Consider the following 20846-nt stretch of genomic DNA (forward strand, 5'->3'; position numbering starts at 1 on the left):
CTTTCAAAGATTACAACATATAAATCAAAATGTCTACTTATTTAGAGATATAAATACAAATTTTTAATGTATTGCTTTTTCAAAATAATTTCAAAAAGTACGTGAATGTTACTTTTTTTGTGTTATATAATAAAAAATGTATAAATAACAAGGATTTCTTCGGGTATTTATTTAATTTTCATTTAAATTAAACTATTCGAATATATCTTAACTAATGAATTTCGGAGGTAGTTTATCATGTTTTGGCTACAATTTCTTACCTTGTTACTCTGTATTTTTATTGGTGCACGCCTAGGCGGAGTTGGTTTAGGAGTAATGGGTGGAGTTGGTATGGCAATACTCGTTTTTGTCTTCCACTTACAACCAACGGCGCCTCCTATCGATGTAATGCTTATGATTTTGGCAGTAATTACAGCTGCTGGTGCACTCCAAGCCGCTGGAGGAATGGACTACCTTGTTCATCTAGCTGAAAAGGCATTACGAAAAAATCCAAAGCGTATTACTTTTTTTGCTCCAATTGTTACTTATTTATTCACACTATGTGCAGGTACTGGTCACGTTGCCTATTCTGTACTTCCTGTTATTGCAGAAGTCTCTCGTGAATCAGGGATTAGACCGGAACGCCCAATGTCGATTGCCGTAATCGCTTCTCAACAAGCAATTACAGCTAGTCCAATTTCAGCTGCCACAGTTGCTCTTTTAGCAATGTTAGCTGACTATAAAATCACTTTATTAGATATTTTAAAAGTGAGTATTCCTTCCACTTTCATTGCTTGTATGTTAGCAGCATTCGTTGCTAGTAAGATGGGAAAAGAATTAAATGAAGACCCTGAATACTTAAAACGATTAAAAGAAGGAATGATTCCTAAGCTTGAAGAGAAAAAAGAATTTGTAGGTGTAAAGGGCGCAAAATTATCAGTTATCCTTTTCCTTGTAGGAACCTTCCTTGTTGTACTTCTTGGTTCATTTGAAGCACTTCGTCCAGGATGGATAGTTGATGGGAAGTTAGCCCGTCTTTCCATGCCGAATACAATTGAGATGGTTATGTTAACTATCGCGGCTCTTATTATTATTTTCTGTAAACCAAATGTAGAAAGCATTGTGTCTGGTAACGTCTTTAAAGCGGGGGCAACAGCAGTTGTTGCTATTTTCGGTATCGCTTGGATGGGAGATACTTTCTTTAATGGAAACTTAAATATGATTCAAGGATCCATTCAGCATTTAGTAACAAGTGCACCTTGGCTATTTGCCATCGCACTATTCATTCTATCTATTCTACTGTACAGCCAAGCAGCAACTGTTCGTGCCTTAATGCCACTTGGACTATCCCTTGGTATTCCACCAGCGCTACTGATTGCTATGTTCCCTGCAGTAAATGGATATTTCTTCATTCCAAACTATGGAACAATCGTTGCTGCTATTAACTTTGACCGTACTGGTACAACAGGTATCGGTAAATACGTATTAAATCATAGTTTTATGATTCCTGGCCTAATTGCAACATTTACTTCTATCGGAATTGGAATGCTCTTAATTTCAATTATGTTTTAAAGAAAAAGCACAAACCTTTATTTAAAAAGGTTTGTGCTTTTTTAATCAAATGTTTGTTTAAATTTTGGGGCAGTCTATTTCTCCATGTAGCACTTAAAATACTACACGTCCTTCCCTACAAACTTCTCTTTACTTCTTCAGCTAATTTTCTCGTACTTTCATACGCAGATTCAGCTAAACTAATTGCTGAAATAACTGAAACACCGACCGCACCCGCTTCTATAACTGCCGCTGTATTTTCAATTGTAATCCCACCAATACCAACGATTGGCACTGTAATTCCTTGTTCTCTAAAATAGGCTAATCCTTTCGTTCCTTGAACCGCTTTCGTATCTTTTTTCGTACTCGTTGGGAAAATAGGTCCAACGCCTAAATAATCTGCTCCATTTTCGATTGCAAAGCGTGCTTCTTCAATTGTATGAGCAGATACGCCGATAATTTTATCTCCCATTTTTTCACGAACAGATGTAATTCCTTCATCATCTTGTCCTACATGAACACCATCTGCATCTAATTCAATGGCTAATTCTACATCATCATTTACAATGAAAGGAACACTATATTCCTTACAAAGCGTCTGCAATTCTTTTGCAAAGCGCACTCTATCTTCTCCGATTAAAGAACCTTCCCCCTTCTCGCGAAACTGAAAAATTGTCACTCCACCATCTAACGCTTCTTTCAATACAGCTAAAGGATCCCTCGTGCAGTTATTACTTCCCATAATAAAATACACTTGCAATAGCTTAGACATTTTATCTATTTCAATGCGTGCCATTTCTTTCACTCCCTCTTACTCTAACTCCTCAATCTTTCCATACTTCTCAATATCACTAGAAGTAGTATTCGCTAACTGATTTAAAAATTCAATTTGGAAACTACCAGGTCCCTTTTCCACGGTCTTAGCAGCTGCCAGTTCCGAAGCTACACCATAAAACGTTAATGCTGCTACTGCTGCTTTTACATAATCTTTTTCCACTGCTACAAATGCTCCTATTACAGAAGTTAGTAAACAACCTGTTCCCGTAACTTTCGTTAAAATAGGGTGACCATTTCGAATAACAATAGTTCTCTCTCCATCTGTAACAACATCTTCTTTTCCAGTAATGACCGCAACTGTATTTAGTTCATCTGCTGCCTGCCTTGCAATACTTACAACATTGCCATTTCCAGTACCAGCGTCTACCCCTTTAATTTCCCATTTCTCATTAATAACATTTGCTATTTCAGCTGCATTTCCGCGGATAATTGCTAACTCAATTTCAGCCGGAATATGTCTCGCAACTTCTGTTCGATACGAAGTTGCTCCTGCACCAACTGGATCAAATAGTACTGGCACATTGTTCGCATTTGCTGATTTACCCGCGAGTAACATCGCTTCTACTTCTTCAGGACGAAGTGTCCCCATATTTAATACTAACGCTCCAGCAATGCTAGCCATTTCTGCTACTTCTTCTTTCGCATACGCCATTACAGGCGATGCCCCAAGTGCCAACAAACCGTTAGCAGTAAAATTTGTTACAACAACATTTGTAATATTATGAACGAGCGGATTAGATTCTCTCACCAAATCCACTACTTTACTAATTTCTTTCATATTCATCCTTTTCATCTCCTAACTATAATGATGGGAGATACACAAAAAGACACTTTGCGCGTACGCAAAGTGCCTGAATATGTGCTTTTACACTCTCCCTACGCTGGCATTATCCAACAGGTTCAAATGGTCAATGACGGACTAGTAGCCATACTCTCAGTTTGTATCCACAAACTCCCATGTGTTTCTTATTCATCTACTTCAAAGTCTACTCTTATTCTAGTAAAATAACAAGTTCTTTACTTTTCTATTTGATATAGAGGCAACTGATAAAGTGAAACTTTAATCAGTTGGGATTTTGTTAACTCCATTAAAAACAGCTGAAATATGGAGCGAAACTGAATCTCAAGAAGATGTATGCTATATTTAACTTATGGAAATTTGAAAGGATGTTTTTAATATGTCAAAAAGCGTTGTAATCGCTGAAAAACCTTCCGTTGCACGAGATATTGCTCGTGTACTGAAGTGTGATAAAAAAGGAAACGGCTATCTTGAAGGTAGTAAATATATTGTAACTTGGGCTTTAGGTCATCTCGTTACATTAGCAGATCCAGAAAGTTATGATGTGAAATATAAAAAGTGGAATTTAGAAGATTTACCGATGCTACCTGAGCGTTTGAAATTAACGGTTATTAAACAAACTGGTAAACAATTTAATGCTGTAAAAAGTCAGCTACTTAGAAAAGATGTAAATGAAATTATTGTAGCAACAGACGCTGGACGTGAAGGGGAATTAGTCGCACGCTGGATTATCGATAAAGTTAAGCTAAATAAACCAATCAAACGTTTATGGATTTCTTCTGTAACCGATAAAGCAATTAAAGATGGTTTTGCAAATTTAAAACCAGGTAAAGCCTATGACAATTTATACGCTTCAGCAGTTGCGCGTTCAGAAGCTGACTGGTATATCGGTCTTAATGCAACTCGTGCTTTAACGACTCGCTTTAATGCCCAGTTAAATTGCGGCCGTGTACAAACCCCTACTGTTGCTATGATTGCTAGTCGTGAGGATGAAATAAAGAACTTCAAAGCACAAACTTACTACGGCATCGAAGCTCAAACAATGGAGAAGCTCAAACTTACTTGGCAAGATGCAAATGGCAATAGCCGTAGTTTTAATAAAGAAAAAATCGATGGTATTGTAAAACGTTTAGATAAACAAAATGCTACTGTTGTGGAAATTGATAAGAAACAGAAGAAGTCATTCTCTCCTGGTCTTTACGATTTAACTGAATTGCAACGTGATGCGAATAAAAAGTTCGGTTACTCTGCTAAAGAAACATTAAATATTATGCAAAAATTGTATGAACAGCATAAAGTACTAACGTACCCTCGTACAGATTCACGCTACATTTCATCTGATATCGTTGGAACACTTCCAGAACGTCTAAAAGCATGTGGTGTTGGAGAATACCGTCCCTTCGCACATAAAGTATTACAAAAGCCTATCAAACCTAACAAATCATTTGTTGATGATAGTAAAGTAAGCGATCATCATGCGATTATTCCAACAGAAGGATACGTTAACTTCTCAGCATTCACAGATAAAGAACGCAAAATTTATGATTTAGTTGTAAAACGTTTCTTAGCTGTGTTATTCCCGGCATTCGAATATGAGCAACTAACGTTACGCACAAAGGTTGGCAATGAAACGTTCATTGCGCGCGGAAAAACAATTCTACATGCCGGTTGGAAAGAAGTATATGAAAATCGCTTTGAAGATGATGATGTAACTGATGACGTAAAAGAGCAACTTCTACCTCACATTGAGAAAGGCGATACATTAGCTGTAAAGTTAATTATGCAAACATCAGGTCAAACAAAAGCACCTGCACGATTTAACGAAGCGACTTTACTTTCAGCAATGGAGAATCCTACAAAATATATGGATACGCAAAATAAACAACTTGCTGATACGTTAAAATCGACTGGTGGATTAGGTACTGTAGCGACACGTGCAGACATTATCGACAAGCTATTCAATTCATTCTTAATTGAAAAACGCGGTAAAGATATTCACATTACTTCAAAAGGTCGCCAGTTACTTGATTTAGTACCAGAAGAATTAAAATCTCCTACACTAACTGGTGAATGGGAACAAAAACTTGAGGCTATCGCAAAAGGTAAATTGAAAAAAGAAGTATTCATTTCTGAAATGAAGAACTATACGAAAGAAATCGTTTCTGAAATTAAATCAAGCGATAAAAAATATAAACATGACAACATTTCAACGAAGTCTTGTCCAGATTGCGGTAAACCAATGCTAGAAGTAAACGGCAAAAAGGGAAAAATGCTCGTATGCCAAGATCGTGAATGTGGTCATCGTAAAAATGTATCTCGTACAACAAACGCTCGCTGTCCGCAATGTAAGAAGAAACTAGAATTACGTGGTGAAGGTGCAGGACAAATCTTTGCATGTAAATGTGGCTATCGCGAGAAATTATCAACATTCCAAGAAAGACGTAAAAAAGAATCTGGAAACAAAGCCGATAAACGCGACGTTCAAAAATATATGAAACAACAGAAAAAAGAAGAAGAACCATTAAATAACCCATTCGCGGAAGCATTAAAAAAATTAAAATTTGATTAAACAAAAAGGTTCCTACCTCTATCGGTAGGAACCTTTTATTTTAGTGAATGATTTTACTTCCTTTTGCATTCTCAACAAATTTTTCACTTGATTTGTTAATTGGTGTTTTCAGTAATAACGCAGCAACAATCATAACTACTACGAAAACACTTAACACAAGTAAATCTCTTATTACGATATCCCAAAGCATTCCGCCTACCGTTTCACGAATTGCACTAATTGCGTATGTGAACGGTAAGAACGGATAAATCGCTTGGAAGAATTTCGGTGTCATTTGAATTGGGAATGTTCCGCCCGACCCCGCTACTTGTAGTACAAGTAAAATGATCGCCATCGATTTCCCAACGTTTCCGAAAATAGAAACGAGTGAGTATACGATACAAACGAAGACTCCACCAATAAATAAACTAAATAATACAAACCAGAACTTATCGACTACGTACGTACCGAGTAAGAATATATCTCCCATCGATACGATAAACGCTTGTGAAAGACCTATAGTTAAGAATGTTAATAAACGTCCGAAGTAAATTTCATGGCTCTTATAATTCGCGCCCTCTTCGTGTACTTCTACCGTTAATAATGAAACCATTAATAATGCGCCTACCCATAATGCAAGCACTGTATAGAATGGTGACATCGCTGAACCGTAGTTCGGCATCGCAAATAATTTATTTTCTTTTAAATTTACTGGATTCGCAAAGTAATCACTTTGCTTTTCAACATCATTTTTCAATAAGCGTATAATGTCTTTTAAATCCTCTTCAGATTCAAAATCACGAATTTTATCTGCTAATTCTTTAATCTTTTTCTCAGTAGCTGGCATTTCAGCTTTAATGTCTGCTAATTTCTTTTTACCATCTACTAAACCTTTTGATGAATCTTCTAGTAATTTTTTAACATCTGGAAGCTTTTTGTCTGCCTCTTTTAAAATTTGAGATGTGTTTTTAGACATCTCTTTTGTGCGAGCAATTGCCGCATTGAAATTTGGAGTGATTTCTGAGTCATATTTAGCTAAAATGTCACCAATTTGGCCCGAAACACTTTTAGACACTTGATTAATACTTTCAATAACATCAGCTGCTGGTTTTTGACCTTTATTAATAGCGTCAATTCCTTTATCAGTTAAATCCATTCCTTTTTGCAAACCATCTTTTGCTTTATTTAACTTAGAAATTGTACCATTAAGGTTTTTATCACTATTCACATCAGCTAACACTTTATTTGTACTTTCCAGAACTGGAATCATGTCATTAACTAAATTCCAACTTGCTTTGAACTGCCCATTCAAATCATTTAAGGCTACTTTTGTAGAATCTAATCCGTTAACACCTTTGTTACTTAAGTCTTCTCTTGCTTTTTCAAGCTCTGTTTTTAATCTGCTGTAATCATTTACAGCTTTATCATATTTCTCTCTACCATTGTCTAACGCTTCATTTGTTTGGTTTACTAACTCATTTGCCTTTTTGATATCTTGATTTAAATTACCTCTTAGTTGCTGCGCATCTTCTTTTACATTCTCAGCTTTGTTTGTCAATTGCTCAGCTGTGCTTACTGCTTTTTCGAAATCTGCTACAAACGTCGCATTATAATCTGCTTCTGCTTGATTTACCAAGTTATTTATTGTATCCAATTTTTTATTAGCAGCATCTCTTACATCTTGCTTCACTTCTTGCCCTGTACCAATAATATTGGCAATATCTTTAACGCCACCATTTGCATTTTCAATAGCTGATTTAAGATTTGTTAATCTTTCTATTCTCTTTTGGAAGAATTCTTTTCCAAAATCAGTTGATGCAGACTCTTTAAATTTAGTAAAGACATCAATTAAATATGAAACACTATCTGCTCGACCTTGCAGCGTCTCAGAAACCTTATTAAGATCTTGTTTCGCTTTTTCTGGATCAAAATTACCATTTTGCAACCCATTTATAACGCCTTGTGCATAAGTTGTTCCGACACGTATTGAACTAAAAACATTATTTACAGTTTGATTAATATTTTTAGCAATGTTTTTATACCCCTCACCATTCACTTGCGGTAACGCTGGAATTTCTGGTATTTGTGGTACTTGCGGAATAGTTATATTAGGCAACACTGGGAATTTAGCTGGATCTGGAAGTGCCAGATTGAAATCCAATGATGGATTCTTTAAGAAATCCGTAATTGCCGCCGCACCATCTAAACCTTTTTGCATTACCATTAAATTATTCTTAATAGTTCCTGGGGCACGTTGCAATGTTTCATCATTTCTCGCAAAGAATTTATCTAAATTCCCTAACGCTTCTTGCCCATCATTCATAATACTCTCTACAACTGGCAACTCTTTTTGCGCTACTTTCACAACATCTTCTGCTCGAGTTGCATCATCTAACGCCTTATCCATAAGTGTATTCATTTCTGGGAACTGCGCTTCTAACTTAAATACAAGATCTTTTACTTTTTCGATACTTGGTAAGTTTGTTTCTAAATCGATTCCAAGATCATTGAAAATTTTAAAAATCTCACCGTTTGCTGTTTTAACAAAGTTTTTACTAATTTCTTCTGTAATACCTGATGCACCTTTTGCTGTAATCTTCGGTGCAATCGCGTTTACTTTTTCATTCACATAGTAATCCAGTTCTGGTTTTTTCGGATTTTCATCCAGAACAGTTGCGATTTTTTCAGAGAAGTCTTTTGGAATCGTAATACTTGCATAATAATCCCCACGCTCAACTCCGTAAATTGCTTGTTTTTCATCTACAAATTTCCACCCAAGATTTTTGTTTTTCTTAAGGGAGTCTACAATCTCTTTCCCGATATTAATATCTTTCCCTCTTAAATTAGAACCTGCATCTTGGTTAGAAACTGCAATGGGAACCTCTTTTGTATTTCCATACGGATCCCAAGAAGCTTTAATGTTAAACCATGCATATAACGATGGTAAAATCATTAATCCTAAAACAATAACAATTGCAGCCCAATGTTTGGCTACATTCCGTAAATCTGTCTTATAAATACGCCAAATCTGTTTCATAGAAGTTATCACCTAATTATATATTTTTCCTTCTTTAGAAAATGATACATGCATTTTGCAATTATATCACTTTCTACATCGTGTATTAACCAAAAACGTACTATTTTTTCCCATTAACTTTCACTTACTTCATTATATAACGAAGTGAGTCAAAGTATGAATACAAAATGACCAAATCGGTTTTACATTCAATAATAACAAATATATATGAAATGTCATAAAAAATACAAGTATTTTCTCTTGGAAATACTTGTATTCCTAAAAAAAATCCTCACAGCTTTTATTCTCTGTGAGGATTTCTTCTATTATATATCCAATTGAACCTCTACACCGAAATGATCTGAAATTACATTTCTGTTTGTACCATTAAAAATAACTTTTGAAGAATGAACTTTTTTACTTTGGTTACACAATATTAGATCGATTCGCAAATTATGTTTATTTTCATCCCAACCAGCAATCTCACCTTGGACAGTCGTTCCTTCATCCTTCTCTATTGCTAATTCATATGTGTCATACAACCCTTTTTGCATCATATACTCATAACCTTCGCCTTCCAACCGAGCATTGTTATTAAAATCCCCCATTAAGAAGGCGAGCTTATTGCTATCTACATCTACACGCTCCATCAAACGATCAACTTGACCTTTGAATGACTCTTCTTCATCATTCCACCAACCGAGATGGCAAGAGTAAAACGTTATATCCTTACCATTATAAGCAATTGTTGTACTTACAATTTTACGTGTTTTCCAATACGTTGTATCCTCGTTCTCTGAAATGAAGAACGTATCTTCTTTTATAATATTATGCTTCGTTATAATCGCTAATCCTTCTTCATACACGTCATAACCAATATGAGAGAAATCCCAAGTAATATTGTAATCTTTTACATGTAGCGCTTTTAACTCTTCTAATAGTAAAAGTCCAAAATTATCTTCTTTCTTGTTACCGCATACATTTTCAGCTTGTATGGACTGACTTACTTCTTGCAATGCGATGACATCGTACTCTTCTTCTTGAATTACTTTAGCAAGGTATTGTATCTTTTCTATTTGATTCTCTTCTTGCCAAGAATGACAGTTTAAAGTTAGCAATTTCATATTATTACGCACCTAACATATCTTGAATGTCTGACTTTAATACGTCAGCTTTCGGACCATATACCGCTTGTACACCTTTATCTTTTACAATAAGCCCTAAAGCACCATTTTGTTTCCACTGTGCTTCTGGTGCAACAACATCTAAATCTTTTACTGTTACACGTAAGCGTGTCATACAAGCATCTACGTCAGCAATATTTTCTTTTCCACCTAATAAATCGATAACTTTTGTTGCTAATGAACCGTCTTGTACATTTCCTGTTCCTTCTGATGCCTCATCTTCATTATCAATATAGTTACCTGCACGCCCTGGTGTTGGTAAATTGAATTTTTTAATTAAGAAATTAAATAGTGTAAAGTTAAGACCGAAGAACACTAATGAAACAATAACAAAGTTGATTAAGTCTCTTGTTAAACCTGCGTTAACCATCATTGGTGTACGAGTAATTAACTCAATAAATCCAAATGCATGAACACGTAAGTTAATTAAATCAGCTAACGCGAATGCAAGTCCTGTTGTAATAGCATATACAACATATAATACTGGAGCAATAAACATGAACATGAATTCAATTGGTTCTGTTACACCTGTTAAGAATACTGCTAATGCTGCTGATAAAAACATTGGTTTATATTTTGCACGCTTTTCTTTATCAACGTTACGGAACATCGCAAATGCAATCCCCATTAACGCTGCTGTTGAGCCGATAACTTGTCCAGCTTTGAAACGAGCTGGTACAACGTTATTTAATAAATCGTTATATGCCTTCGTATCTCCATTTGCCAATAAATTATTTAAATCTGTAATCCATGCAAGCCATAATGGATCTTGTCCTGCTACAACTTGTCCAACTTTTGAACCAGTTAGCATCGTATATGTTCCGCCTAGCTCTGTATAGTTCATCGGAATCGTTAACATATGGTGTAAACCAAATGGTAATAATAAACGCTCTAACGTTCCATATACAAACGGTGCAACAACTGGTGCACTATCTTTTGAAGCTGCAATCCAGCGACCAAATTCATTTAACCCACTTTGGATGAATGGCCATAGAAGTGATAATACAATCGCAGTAACTGTAGACCAAAGAATTACAACGAATGGTACAAATCGTTTTCCATTAAAGAATGCTAATGCCTGTGGCAGTTTATTATAGTTATAATATTTGTTATATAAAGTAGCTCCTAAGAAACCTGTGATGATCCCTACGAACACTCCCATGTTTAATGCAGGTGCACCAAGTACAGAAGTAAAGTAATCTTTTACAATTAAATCTCCCGCTATTACTGAAGAAACTTTCGCTTTTGAATCCGCTAACATTTCAGCGTTTACCCCAAATATAGCTCCTGTAATTCGGTTTGTTAAGACGAATGCTAATAGCGCTGCAAATGCACCACCCGCGCGATCTTTCGCCCAAGATCCCCCAATTGCTACTGCGAATAAGATGTGTAGATTTGTAATGATTGCCCAACCGATGTCTTCCATTACGCGAGCAATTGTATGAACTGCGTTAACATCCCCAGCAGACATACCAATTAACTTACCGATGGAAATCATTAAACCAGCTGCTGGCATTACGGCTACAACAACTAATAACGCTTTCCCGAACTTTTGCCAAAAATCAAAAGACGTAATTTTCATCTGTTCTTCCTCCCCTTTATTTATAACAACATGATGATTTAAATTATAATTTCTGTTCCCTTTATGAAAACGATTCCTTATGTTACTTTATTTTTATCTTTACGCAACCGTTTTCATAAATCTATTTTAATAAAAGCGTTTTCACTTTGCAATAGAAATTTATTTTTTTTCATAAAAAAAGATGCTCAAAGAGCATCCTTTTTTATTATGAAATGCGATAAACCCTTGTTTCATAAGGTTTTAAAGCAATTGTTGTTACTTCTTCATGTTCCGCAACTTCATAGTTATTTAAAAGCAAACGTTTGCGTTCTAGTGCAAATAAATCCTCATTATACACTGCTTCCTCTTTTGAGATATTACTAATTACAATGACTTTTTCATCCTGTAACGTACGTGTATATGCATAAATTTGTGGATCGTCTTCTAAAAGTAAATCGTACGTACCATAGTTCAGTACATCGTGCTCTTTTTTCAGGGCAATCATTTTCTTATAGAAATTGAAAATAGACTTTTCTTCATTTTTTTGCTTTTCAACATTAATTTCTTTGTAATTTGGATTCATGCTAAACCAAGGTGTACTTGTTGTGAAACCAGCATTCATCTCATCATTCCACTGCATAGGTGTACGTGAATTATCGCGGCAAGAAGCCCATATAATCTCCATCATATCTTGATGTGGTACGCCCTCTGCGATTTTCTCGCGATATAAATTTTTAATTGCAACATCATCGTAATCTTCAATATTTGGTAACTGAACATTTGTCATACCAATTTCTTGTCCTTGATAAATAAACGGTGTACCGTGCATAAAGAAATACATCGCTCCTAGAGCTGTTGCACTTTCACGCCAATATTGTTTATCATCTCCCCATGTTGAAACGATACGTGGTTTATCGTGATTTTCAATATATAAAGCGTTCCATCCTTTATTCTCTAATCCTTTTTGCCATTTCGTTAATACTTTTTTCAATCCTACAACATCAAGGTCTTTCTTCTTCTCTGCATCCCATAAACTTAAATGTTCAAACTGGAATACCATATTGAACTTACCTTGCTCTTCTCCAACCCAAAGCTCAGCATCTTCAATCTTAACGCCATTTGCTTCACCAACAGTCATAATATCGTACTTAGAGAATGTATTTTCTTTTAGCTCTTCTAATAAAGGTTGAATACCTTTCACATTCATATGTTTATCAAAAGATGGCACATATTTTAACTCTTTTGGATTTGGCATATCCTTAAGGCCTTCTTCTTTTTTAATATGACTGATCGCATCAACGCGGAAACCATCAATACCTTTATCAAGCCACCAATTAACCGTATCATATAGTACTTCGCGAACTTCTTTATTCTCCCAGTTCAAATCTGGTTGTTTACGTGAGAATAGATGTAAATAATATTGTTCTGTTTCTTCATCATATTCCCATGCCGAACCATTAAAAATACTTTCCCAGTTGTTTGGCTCCGCACCATCTTTACCATCATGCCAAATATACCAATCACGCTTCGGATTATCTTTAGATGAACGTGATTCAATAAACCATGGATGTTCATCACTCGTATGATTAATAACTAAATCAATAATAAGCTTCATATCACGCTTATGAACTTCATCTAGTAAAGCATCAAAGTCTGCCATTGTACCAAACTCATCCATAATATCTTGATAATCACTAATATCATAACCATTATCATCATTAGGTGACTTATACATTGGACAAATCCAAATTACATCTATACCTAAATCTTTTAAATAATCCAGTTTTGCAATAATACCTTGTAAATCTCCAATACCATCACCATTTGAATCCATAAAGCTTCGTGGATAAATTTGATAAGCAACCGCTTCTTTCCACCATGTCTTATTCATAGTCATTCTCTCCTTTTGCATCCCATCGGAATTTTATGCAAACGTTTTCGTAACACTATCATAACAAAATATGAACAGTTTGCAACTGTTTTCATTGAACTCTATGTAGATTCTTTATTCTTATGCTTTATTTATTTCTCACAAAGGTAAATCTCATTCTCCACCTCTTCTTGAAACTGGTAGCCCCTCTCTCTTTATAGAAGAAGTTCCTTATATAAAGGCTGTTGAATTTTTTAATGGCGATAACATCCCTGAAAATTTCAAGCGCTCTGGTTCCTATGTCTATAAACCTATTCCCCTTAAAGGCATTCAAATCATGCAATACTTTCTTTCTCATGCACCAAATAAAGATGCTAGTATTTGGCATCAATCGCTCATAGGTGCTATTGAAAATATTTCGCCGAATGAAACGGCTTATTTTCATCGTAAAGCAATTATTGCTCAAGAATACATTACCTCTTGGAAATGCGATGATGAAGAAAATCGAAATATACGCTGGGTTAAAGGTTTACGAGAAAGCTTAGATCCTTATACACTAGGTGACTATGTGAACTGGCCCGATATCGACATTAAAAATTGGCAAACTAGTTATTATGGCTCTAACTTTCACAGATTACGTAAAGTAAAAACCATGTATGATCCTTGTGATGTTTTTCATTTCCAACAAAGTATTCCTCCTTTTCATACATGAAAAAAGGGGATAACATAAAAAAATCATCCAATATACCGTTACCTCGCAGTATGTTGGATGATTCAAGTTGATTTTCTATATCGTTTCAAATTCTTGCTCCTACTCATAAACTTTTACTTACAGATTAATTGTATTTCGTATCATTTTCATGCAATGAATGTAATTTAATATTTGGTACTTTATCTTTTTCAATACCTCTTTTATAAGAAACAGGAACTTGAAATTCGAATTGCTTTGTCTCATGTTTTTGTAAATAGACTGGTTTCGGTACTGGATAGCTTTTTGAATTCTCGTTTGCATTATCATATAAAACAACTTTTAATGCTTGTGAATGATTACGATAATTTTTTAAAGTAACAATGCACTTCGGTTGGATATTCTCTCCATTTTTCTCCATTCTACACTGGCTATCTTCTTTTTTATATTCTATTGCTTCTACCCCTGTTTTTCCTGCGTAGTACCATGTTTTATTCAATGTCTGGAGGATTGTATTTAAAATAAACGGCATCATTACAATCAAAATACTAATGCCTACTACTTTTATCTTATTCGTTTTTCTAAATGTACTAGACTCCTTTTTTCCTAGCCATTTTAAAAATAATATAAATGTAATTACATGTAGTATGAAAGAAACAATCAATATATTTGAGACTTTATAATCCATATAAACATACGTATGTATCGGAACCTTATAGACATTGAATAGTTTTTCCCCAATTAATTCATTATCATTTGGAATTTTTAATAATAACAAAACCCCTATACTGTAACAAATAGCTACTAATCGATCATACTCAATACGAATCATTCTTTCTCCCCTTCACTTTGTTTTTTATTATCGATTTTAGCTATTATTACCATACTATACAATCTTTTTATAGAGGATAACGTAAAAAAGTTCCTTATAAATATATAAAGAACCTTATTAATATACATTATGAATTAAAAAATCAATATACAATTTTCACATAGAGATTTCTTCAAAATATGTTGGATTGTGTATTGTAATTTTTTTATCTAAAATTGTAACAATGCTATCATTTTTTAATTGTTTTAATACGCTGCTAACTGTCTCTCGAGATGTTCCAGATATTTTGGATATTTCAATTGTTGTAAGTGGACATGAAATTACAATCTTTTCTCCACTCTGTTCTCCTAAATCCTGCATTAAATAATTTAACGTTTGGATAACACGATCTTGTGCATTAGGAATTGTAATATTTTGCACTCGATTTTCGTTCAATTTTAATATAGATGATAATTGCTGAACAACGTACATCAATTGCGTTCTGCTGGACTTTACCATATCTTCAAAGATTACCGTTGGAATATAATATACCTCCACATCCGTCATTGCTTCTGCTGTATAGTTATATCCTCTGTCTGTAAACATACCACCATAAGGAAAAATAGAATATCGCTTTACATAGTCATCGTATAATAAGTTCCCATTTTGATTAACCCGCTCTAACTTTACAAAACCATCTAACATGAAGTAAATTCTTTCTCTTGAATCCCCTTCTAAAAATAAAAATTGACCTTTTTTATAAGTTCGCCAATAAACAAACTCTGTTAAGCCTTTCAATTTTTTTTCTGTTAAATGAGCAAATAATTCGAACTGCTTTAAGTCTTTCACTACGTTCCGTCTATTCATAAAATTCCCTCTCTCTTGCTGTATGTTGGAGCGAAAAAATCAAGAAAGCGTATTCAATTTGAATTTTATCATAATTAACTTACATATTCAGATTTCATCATGAAAACTTTATGAACAATGAGTACAAAAAATATTAATAAATAAAAAGAATGAAGTTACTAACTCCATTCTTTTTTACTACTAAGTAGCGTACATAATAATTTAAACATACATGCATACATTCTGTTTTGAAATAATAGTACCGGCTTTTTCTTCTAGTGCTTCATATACTTTTTCTAAAGACGTAATAATCGTTTTTCTTTTTGGATTTGTATTAACAAAATTAATAGCAGCTTCGATTTTTGGAAGCATGCTTCCCGCAGCAAATTGTTGTTCTTCAATATATTCTTCTAATTGATTCACTGTGACATGCTCTAATTTTTTTTGATTCGGTTGATTATAATTTACATACACATAATCAACTGCAGTTAAAATAACGAGCGTATCAGCATCTACTAATTCTGCTAATTTCTGCGCAGCGAAATCTTTATCGATAACCGCTTCAGTTCCTTTTAACCCTTCTTCAGAATCAATTACTGGAATTCCACCTCCGCCCACAGCTATCACTATGTTTCCATCTTCGACCAAAGAATTAATCACTTTATGTTCATGAATACTTACAGGCTTCGGTGATGGAACAACACGTCTCCATCCTCTACCAGCATCTTCTTTAAACACTGCTTTTGTTTCATCCATTAATTTTCTGGCCTCTTCTTCTGTATAAAAAGGACCAATTGGTTTAGTTGGATTTTTAAATGCCTCATCTTTTTTATCCACAACAACACGTGTTATAACCGTTGCTACATCTTTGTTTATATTCCGTTTTTTCAATGCCTTTTCAATTGCATTTTCCATCCAATATCCAATCATCCCTTGGCTCATTGCCCCACAAGTATCTAATGGCATTGCAGGTGTCTTTTCCGTTTCTGCAGCTTTTTGCTGTAATAAAATATTCCCCACTTGTGGGCCATTTCCATGCGCAATTACTATATCCACATCATTTTCCATTATTTTCACAAGTTGTTCTGCCGTTTTTTCCAACGCTTCTTGCTGCGCTCCCGCAGTAGCTTCTCCAGACTGTATCGCATTTCCCCCTAGTGCAACTACAATTTTTCTTCGTGCCATATTCCAGCCCTCCAGTTGATTTCGCTTTCACAGCGCTTTATAAAGTAATACTGCCTGTAATTAATCCATAAATCGCAAAGAATGCTAAAGCACCAATTGCTACGGATGATGCTAATTCCACTCGAGTAAATATTTGCTTCGAACTCTTTTGCTTTTGAACATTGTAAAAAATAAAAATACCTGGCGCATATAAAGTCATTGTTAATAATAAATACTCTAAACCGGCTGCATAAACTAACCACACTCCATAAATACTTGCGATCAAGCCAATTATTATATTTTTATTTCGATCTGCTTCTTCAGACTTTAAGCTATGCTTCAGTTGATAAAATGCTGAAAAAGCATATGGGATTAAAATAGCTGAAGATGCTAAAGAGAATGCAAAGTTATACGCCTGATCAGAAACGACGAATGTTAACAAGAATATTTGTATTAAACCATTTGTTATCCATAATGAATTTACTGGAGCCTTATTTTTATTTTCTTTTGCGAACCATTTTGGAAATACTCCATCTTTAGCCGCTAAATATGGAATTTCAGAAGCGAGCAAAGTCCAACCTAACCAAGCACCTAATACAGAGATGACTAAACCTAAATTAATAAAGATAGCACCCCATTTTCCAACAACACTTTCAAACAAATAAGCCATAGCCGGATTTTTCAAACCTGCAATGTCTGCTTGCTGCATAAGTCCAAGAGACAATAATGTGATTAAAATGTAAATGATGAGTGTACCAATTAAGCCAATAACGGTTGCTTTCCCTACATCACTTCTATTTTTTGCTCGACTGGATAAAACAACAGCCCCTTCTACCCCAATAAATACCCATAAAGTTACAAGCATTGTACTTTTAACTTGGCTGCCAACTGCTCCCCATGAAAAAGAACCAGTTTGCCCCCAAAATCCATCTAAGAACGTATCAATATGAAACGCAAAGATTCCTATGACAATAAATATAAATACAGGTACTAATTTTGCGATTGTAGTTACTAAATTCACAAGGGCTGCTGATTGAACTCCACGTAAAATTAACATGTGAACACACCATAATAATACGCTTGCACCAATAATGGATTCTACATTTTGACCGCCTTCAAAGATCGGGAAGAAATATCCTAATGAAGAAAACAATAATGTACCGTAAGCTACATTCCCAAGCCAAGCAGATAGCCAGTATCCCCACGCACTATTAAACCCCATAAAATTACCAAACCCTGCTTTTGCATAGCTAAAAATACCACCATCTAAATCTGGCCGTTTTACAGTTAGATTTTGAAAAGATAATCCGAGTGCGATCATCCCAATTCCTGTTATAACCCAGCCAATAATAATGGCTCCAGCACCAGCACCTTTTGCCATATCACTCGCTAAATTAAAGGCTCCACCGCCAATCATAGACCCAACTACAAGAGCCGTTAGTGTAAACAACCCTAATTTCTTATCTTCACCCATTCCACTCACCTCTCTTTAATTGCAATAACAATACAAAAGCAATAGTGAATGATCGTGTCTAAAGGAGGAGAAAGAAGAAAGGAAGACTCCCTTTCTTCTTTACTCCATGTTTCCTAAAGTAGCTGCCATAACCGCTTTAATTGTATGCATTCTATTTTCAGCTTGATCAAATACTTTTGAATGTTTACTGCGGAATACTTCGTCAGTTACCTCCATTTCTTTCAACCCATATTTCTCATAAACTTCTTCGCCATACATCGTTTCAACATCATGAAATGCAGGTAAACAATGTAAGAAAATCACGTTTTCATTCCCTGTTGCTTTAATCATTTTCATATTTACTTGATAAGGTTTCAATAACTCGACACGTTCAGCAAATTTTTCTTCTTCCCCCATAGACACCCATACATCTGTATAAATTACATCTGCATTCGCAACAGCTTCTTCCACATTACTTGTTATCATTACTTGTTCATTATATTTTTTTGCTAAATCAATTACTTCTTGTGCAGGCCATAAAGATTCCGGTGTACAAATACGTACATCCATTCCAACGATTGCTCCACCAACTAGTAAGCTATTAGCAACATTATTTCGCCCATCGCCAACGTAAACGAGCTTCACATTTTTCAATTTCCCTATATGTTCTCTAATTGTTAATAAATCTGCTAGTGTTTGTGTTGGATGCCACATATCTGTTAATCCATTCCAAACTGGCACACCAGAATTTTGTGCTAAAGATTCTACAGTTTCATGATTAAATCCACGAAACTCAATTCCGTCAAACATACGCCCTAACACTTTTGCTGTATCCTCTACAGATTCTTTTTTCCCAAGTTGAATATCACCTTTCCCTAAATATTCAGGATTTGCCCCTAAATCTGTACATGCTACTGTAAATGCACAACGCGTACGAGTAGAAGTTTTTTCAAATAAGAGCGCTACATTTTTACCTTCTAAATAATGATGCGGGATACCATTTTTCTTTTTCTCTTTTAATTCTGCTGCCAAATCTAGAAAATATAAAAATTCTTCTTGTGTAAAATCTTTTTCTGCTAGAAAGCTTCTTCCTTTTAAATTTGGTCTAGTCATTAACATAATTCATCCCTACTTTCTCCGTTATTTATACTAAATATCTTTACGAACAATTGGCATACTCATGCAACGTGGACCCCCACGACCACGAGATAATTCCGAACTTAGCACCTCAATCACTTCTATACCGTGTTCACGTAATAACGTATTAGATACATAGTTGCGATCATATGTAACAACTACACCTGGCGCAATTGCTAATGTGTTCGAGCCATCATTCCATTGTTCACGAGCAGAAGCAATTACATCTCCTCCTCCACATGGAATAAGAACTAATTCACTTAAGCCTAATACCTCTTTTAATGCTTCCATTAAAGAAGTACGATGTGTAATTTTAAGAGTTTCCTCATCTGATCCTTTTTCTAAAATATAAATATTCATATTCCCTTTTGGCCCTTGAATGGCTGGGTGAATTGTAAACTTGTCATAATCAACCATTGTAAATACTGTATCTAAATGCATAAATGCTCGACATTTTGGAATTTCTATTGCTAACACTTTCTTAATTTTATTTTGTCGGCTAAAGAGATTTTTAGCTAAACGTTCAATTGCTTTAGCTGAAGTACGAGCAGATACTCCAATCGCAATTGTTTCTTCATTTAAAATTAGCTCGTCGCCACCTTCAATTGGAAATTTATAATCACGATCTAACCAGATTGGTACATTATGTTTTGCAAATCTTGGATGATATTTAATGATGTACTCCATGAATAATGATTCACGTCTACGCGCTGGTTCTCTCATCTTATTTATCGTTAAGCCATCGCCCACGCTAGCTGCTGGATCACGAGTAAAATATAAATTAGGCATTGGATCTAAGTAAAACGGATAGTGATCTTCCATTAATTCATATAAATGTGTCTTCTTACTTGTTTCAATTTCGTTTTTCCGTACACCGCCCATAATTTTTTGAATTAATTCTTCATTTGAAAAGGAAAGTAAATATTCTTTTAAAGTTTGATGTGCAACATTTACGTCGGCCTGTCCTTCTTTTAAAATACGATCAACAAATTCTTCTCGAAGTTTTTTATCTACTAACGCCTCAGCGGCTAGTTTTTCTAAATAAAGAACTTCAACACCCCGATTGCGTAACGTTTGTGCAAAATAATCATGCTCTTTTTGAATAATTGGTAAGTATGGAATATCGTCAAATAATAATTGCTGCAAATAATCTGGCGTCAAGTTTTCCACTTCTTTACCCGGTCGTTTTAATAAAACCGTTTGTAATTCCCCAATTTCTGAAGTAACATGTATCGGATGTTTCATTTGTTGTACCTCCTTTTAAATATGTTTGATGTCTTACAAGTACATAATAAATGCTCTGCACTTTCATCTTTGTGAAAGTATCCACATTATCATTGTGAAATATTAAACAAGTTATTTTTTTAAAATCATACGAATATGTATTTTTATAACAAACTAT

14 protein-coding genes, 1 pseudogene and 1 riboswitch are annotated in these 20846 nt (G+C 34.8%); of the genes and pseudogenes, 3 read left to right on the forward strand and 12 right to left on the reverse strand.

Annotation, left to right across the window (positions count from 1 at the left end; genetic code table 11):
• Window positions 1–237 precede the first annotated feature (237 nt).
• Complete coding sequence (locus MKY38_RS20130; RefSeq protein WP_000498704.1) at window positions 238–1551, forward strand: anaerobic C4-dicarboxylate transporter family protein; 1314 nt, start codon at window positions 238–240, stop codon at window positions 1549–1551.
• Between the two features lie 115 nt (window positions 1552–1666).
• Here the strand turns inward: MKY38_RS20130 and thiE are convergent, their stop codons facing one another.
• Window positions 1667–2326, reverse strand: coding sequence for a thiamine phosphate synthase (gene thiE / locus MKY38_RS20135; RefSeq protein WP_114555824.1), 660 nt, complete (start codon window positions 2324–2326; stop codon window positions 1667–1669).
• 15 nt (window positions 2327–2341) lie between these two features.
• Entirely contained in the window at window positions 2342–3151 is an 810-nt protein-coding gene (gene thiM / locus MKY38_RS20140; RefSeq protein WP_001056096.1) for a hydroxyethylthiazole kinase, read from the reverse strand.
• A gap of 72 nt (window positions 3152–3223) precedes the next feature.
• Window positions 3224–3336, reverse strand: a riboswitch (TPP riboswitch).
• 209 nt (window positions 3337–3545) lie between these two features.
• Between thiM and topB the strand changes: the two genes are divergently transcribed.
• On the forward strand, window positions 3546–5735 hold the full coding sequence (gene topB / locus MKY38_RS20145; protein ID WP_016125362.1) for a DNA topoisomerase III: 2190 nt from the start codon (window positions 3546–3548) through the stop codon (window positions 5733–5735).
• Window positions 5736–5775: 40 nt separating this feature from the next.
• Here the strand turns inward: topB and MKY38_RS20150 are convergent, their stop codons facing one another.
• From MKY38_RS20150 to MKY38_RS20165, 4 genes are all read right to left on the reverse strand, one after another.
• Entirely contained in the window at window positions 5776–8751 is a 2976-nt protein-coding gene (locus MKY38_RS20150) for a YhgE/Pip domain-containing protein (RefSeq protein WP_114555826.1), read from the reverse strand.
• Between the two features lie 305 nt (window positions 8752–9056).
• The gene (locus tag MKY38_RS20155; protein WP_070179668.1) at window positions 9057–9854 is read right to left on the reverse strand and encodes an endonuclease/exonuclease/phosphatase family protein; all 798 of its coding nucleotides are present in this window, start codon (window positions 9852–9854) and stop codon (window positions 9057–9059) included.
• Between the two features lie 4 nt (window positions 9855–9858).
• Window positions 9859–11496 (reverse strand): PTS transporter subunit IIBC, encoded by a 1638-nt coding sequence (locus MKY38_RS20160; protein ID WP_000705560.1) that lies wholly within the window; start codon window positions 11494–11496, stop codon window positions 9859–9861.
• Window positions 11497–11701: 205 nt separating this feature from the next.
• The gene (locus MKY38_RS20165) at window positions 11702–13366 is read right to left on the reverse strand and encodes a glycoside hydrolase family 13 protein (protein WP_001044701.1); all 1665 of its coding nucleotides are present in this window, start codon (window positions 13364–13366) and stop codon (window positions 11702–11704) included.
• Window positions 13367–13520: 154 nt separating this feature from the next.
• Here MKY38_RS20165 and MKY38_RS20170 point away from each other — a divergent pair.
• Window positions 13521–14057: pseudogene (locus tag MKY38_RS20170) on the forward strand (BBE domain-containing protein); the annotation flags it as partial.
• Window positions 14058–14181: 124 nt separating this feature from the next.
• Here MKY38_RS20170 and MKY38_RS20175 read toward each other — a convergent pair.
• The 6 genes from MKY38_RS20175 to arcA all read right to left on the reverse strand — a co-directional run bounded on the left by MKY38_RS20175 (window position 14182) and on the right by arcA (window position 20689).
• Window positions 14182–14865 carry an ABC transporter permease gene (locus MKY38_RS20175; protein ID WP_114555827.1) on the reverse strand — a complete coding sequence of 228 codons (684 nt, stop codon included), beginning with the start codon at window positions 14863–14865 and terminating at the stop codon, window positions 14182–14184.
• Between the two features lie 156 nt (window positions 14866–15021).
• Window positions 15022–15711, reverse strand: a complete 690-nt coding sequence (locus tag MKY38_RS20180; RefSeq protein WP_001081906.1) for a Crp/Fnr family transcriptional regulator — start codon at window positions 15709–15711, stop codon at window positions 15022–15024.
• 201 nt (window positions 15712–15912) lie between these two features.
• Entirely contained in the window at window positions 15913–16875 is a 963-nt protein-coding gene (gene arcC, locus MKY38_RS20185) for a carbamate kinase (RefSeq protein ID WP_000113951.1), read from the reverse strand.
• A gap of 37 nt (window positions 16876–16912) precedes the next feature.
• A complete protein-coding gene (gene arcD / locus MKY38_RS20190; RefSeq protein ID WP_137072801.1) occupies window positions 16913–18328 on the reverse strand; it encodes an arginine-ornithine antiporter in 1416 nt (471 codons plus the stop codon).
• 99 nt (window positions 18329–18427) lie between these two features.
• Window positions 18428–19426, reverse strand: coding sequence for an ornithine carbamoyltransferase (gene argF, locus MKY38_RS20195; protein WP_065224788.1), 999 nt, complete (start codon window positions 19424–19426; stop codon window positions 18428–18430).
• 30 nt (window positions 19427–19456) lie between these two features.
• Window positions 19457–20689, reverse strand: a complete 1233-nt coding sequence (arcA, locus tag MKY38_RS20200) for an arginine deiminase (RefSeq protein ID WP_000682331.1) — start codon at window positions 20687–20689, stop codon at window positions 19457–19459.
• Window positions 20690–20846: the final 157 nt, after the last annotated feature.

It is taken from the genome of Bacillus sp. FSL R5-0585 (assembly GCF_038004545.1).
In the GTDB taxonomy this organism is placed as follows: Bacteria; Bacillota; Bacilli; order Bacillales; family Bacillaceae_G; genus Bacillus_A; species Bacillus_A cereus.

What these genes read in the sequence shown, in the direction of transcription:
- MKY38_RS20130 (WP_000498704.1), top strand. Translation starts at nt 238, where the DNA reads ATGTTTTGGCTACAATTTCTTACCTTGTTACTCTGTATTTTTATTGGT.
- thiE (WP_114555824.1), bottom strand. Translation starts at nt 2,326, where the DNA reads ATGGCACGCATTGAAATAGATAAAATGTCTAAGCTATTGCAAGTGTAT.
- thiM (WP_001056096.1), bottom strand. Translation starts at nt 3,151, where the DNA reads ATGAATATGAAAGAAATTAGTAAAGTAGTGGATTTGGTGAGAGAATCT.
- topB (WP_016125362.1), top strand. Translation starts at nt 3,546, where the DNA reads ATGTCAAAAAGCGTTGTAATCGCTGAAAAACCTTCCGTTGCACGAGAT.
- MKY38_RS20150 (WP_114555826.1), bottom strand. Translation starts at nt 8,751, where the DNA reads ATGAAACAGATTTGGCGTATTTATAAGACAGATTTACGGAATGTAGCC.
- MKY38_RS20155 (WP_070179668.1), bottom strand. Translation starts at nt 9,854, where the DNA reads ATGAAATTGCTAACTTTAAACTGTCATTCTTGGCAAGAAGAGAATCAA.
- MKY38_RS20160 (WP_000705560.1), bottom strand. Translation starts at nt 11,496, where the DNA reads ATGAAAATTACGTCTTTTGATTTTTGGCAAAAGTTCGGGAAAGCGTTA.
- MKY38_RS20165 (WP_001044701.1), bottom strand. Translation starts at nt 13,366, where the DNA reads ATGAATAAGACATGGTGGAAAGAAGCGGTTGCTTATCAAATTTATCCA.
- MKY38_RS20175 (WP_114555827.1), bottom strand. Translation starts at nt 14,865, where the DNA reads ATGATTCGTATTGAGTATGATCGATTAGTAGCTATTTGTTACAGTATA.
- MKY38_RS20180 (WP_001081906.1), bottom strand. Translation starts at nt 15,711, where the DNA reads ATGAATAGACGGAACGTAGTGAAAGACTTAAAGCAGTTCGAATTATTT.
- arcC (WP_000113951.1), bottom strand. Translation starts at nt 16,875, where the DNA reads ATGGCACGAAGAAAAATTGTAGTTGCACTAGGGGGAAATGCGATACAG.
- arcD (WP_137072801.1), bottom strand. Translation starts at nt 18,328, where the DNA reads ATGGGTGAAGATAAGAAATTAGGGTTGTTTACACTAACGGCTCTTGTA.
- argF (WP_065224788.1), bottom strand. Translation starts at nt 19,426, where the DNA reads ATGTTAATGACTAGACCAAATTTAAAAGGAAGAAGCTTTCTAGCAGAA.
- arcA (WP_000682331.1), bottom strand. Translation starts at nt 20,689, where the DNA reads ATGAAACATCCGATACATGTTACTTCAGAAATTGGGGAATTACAAACG.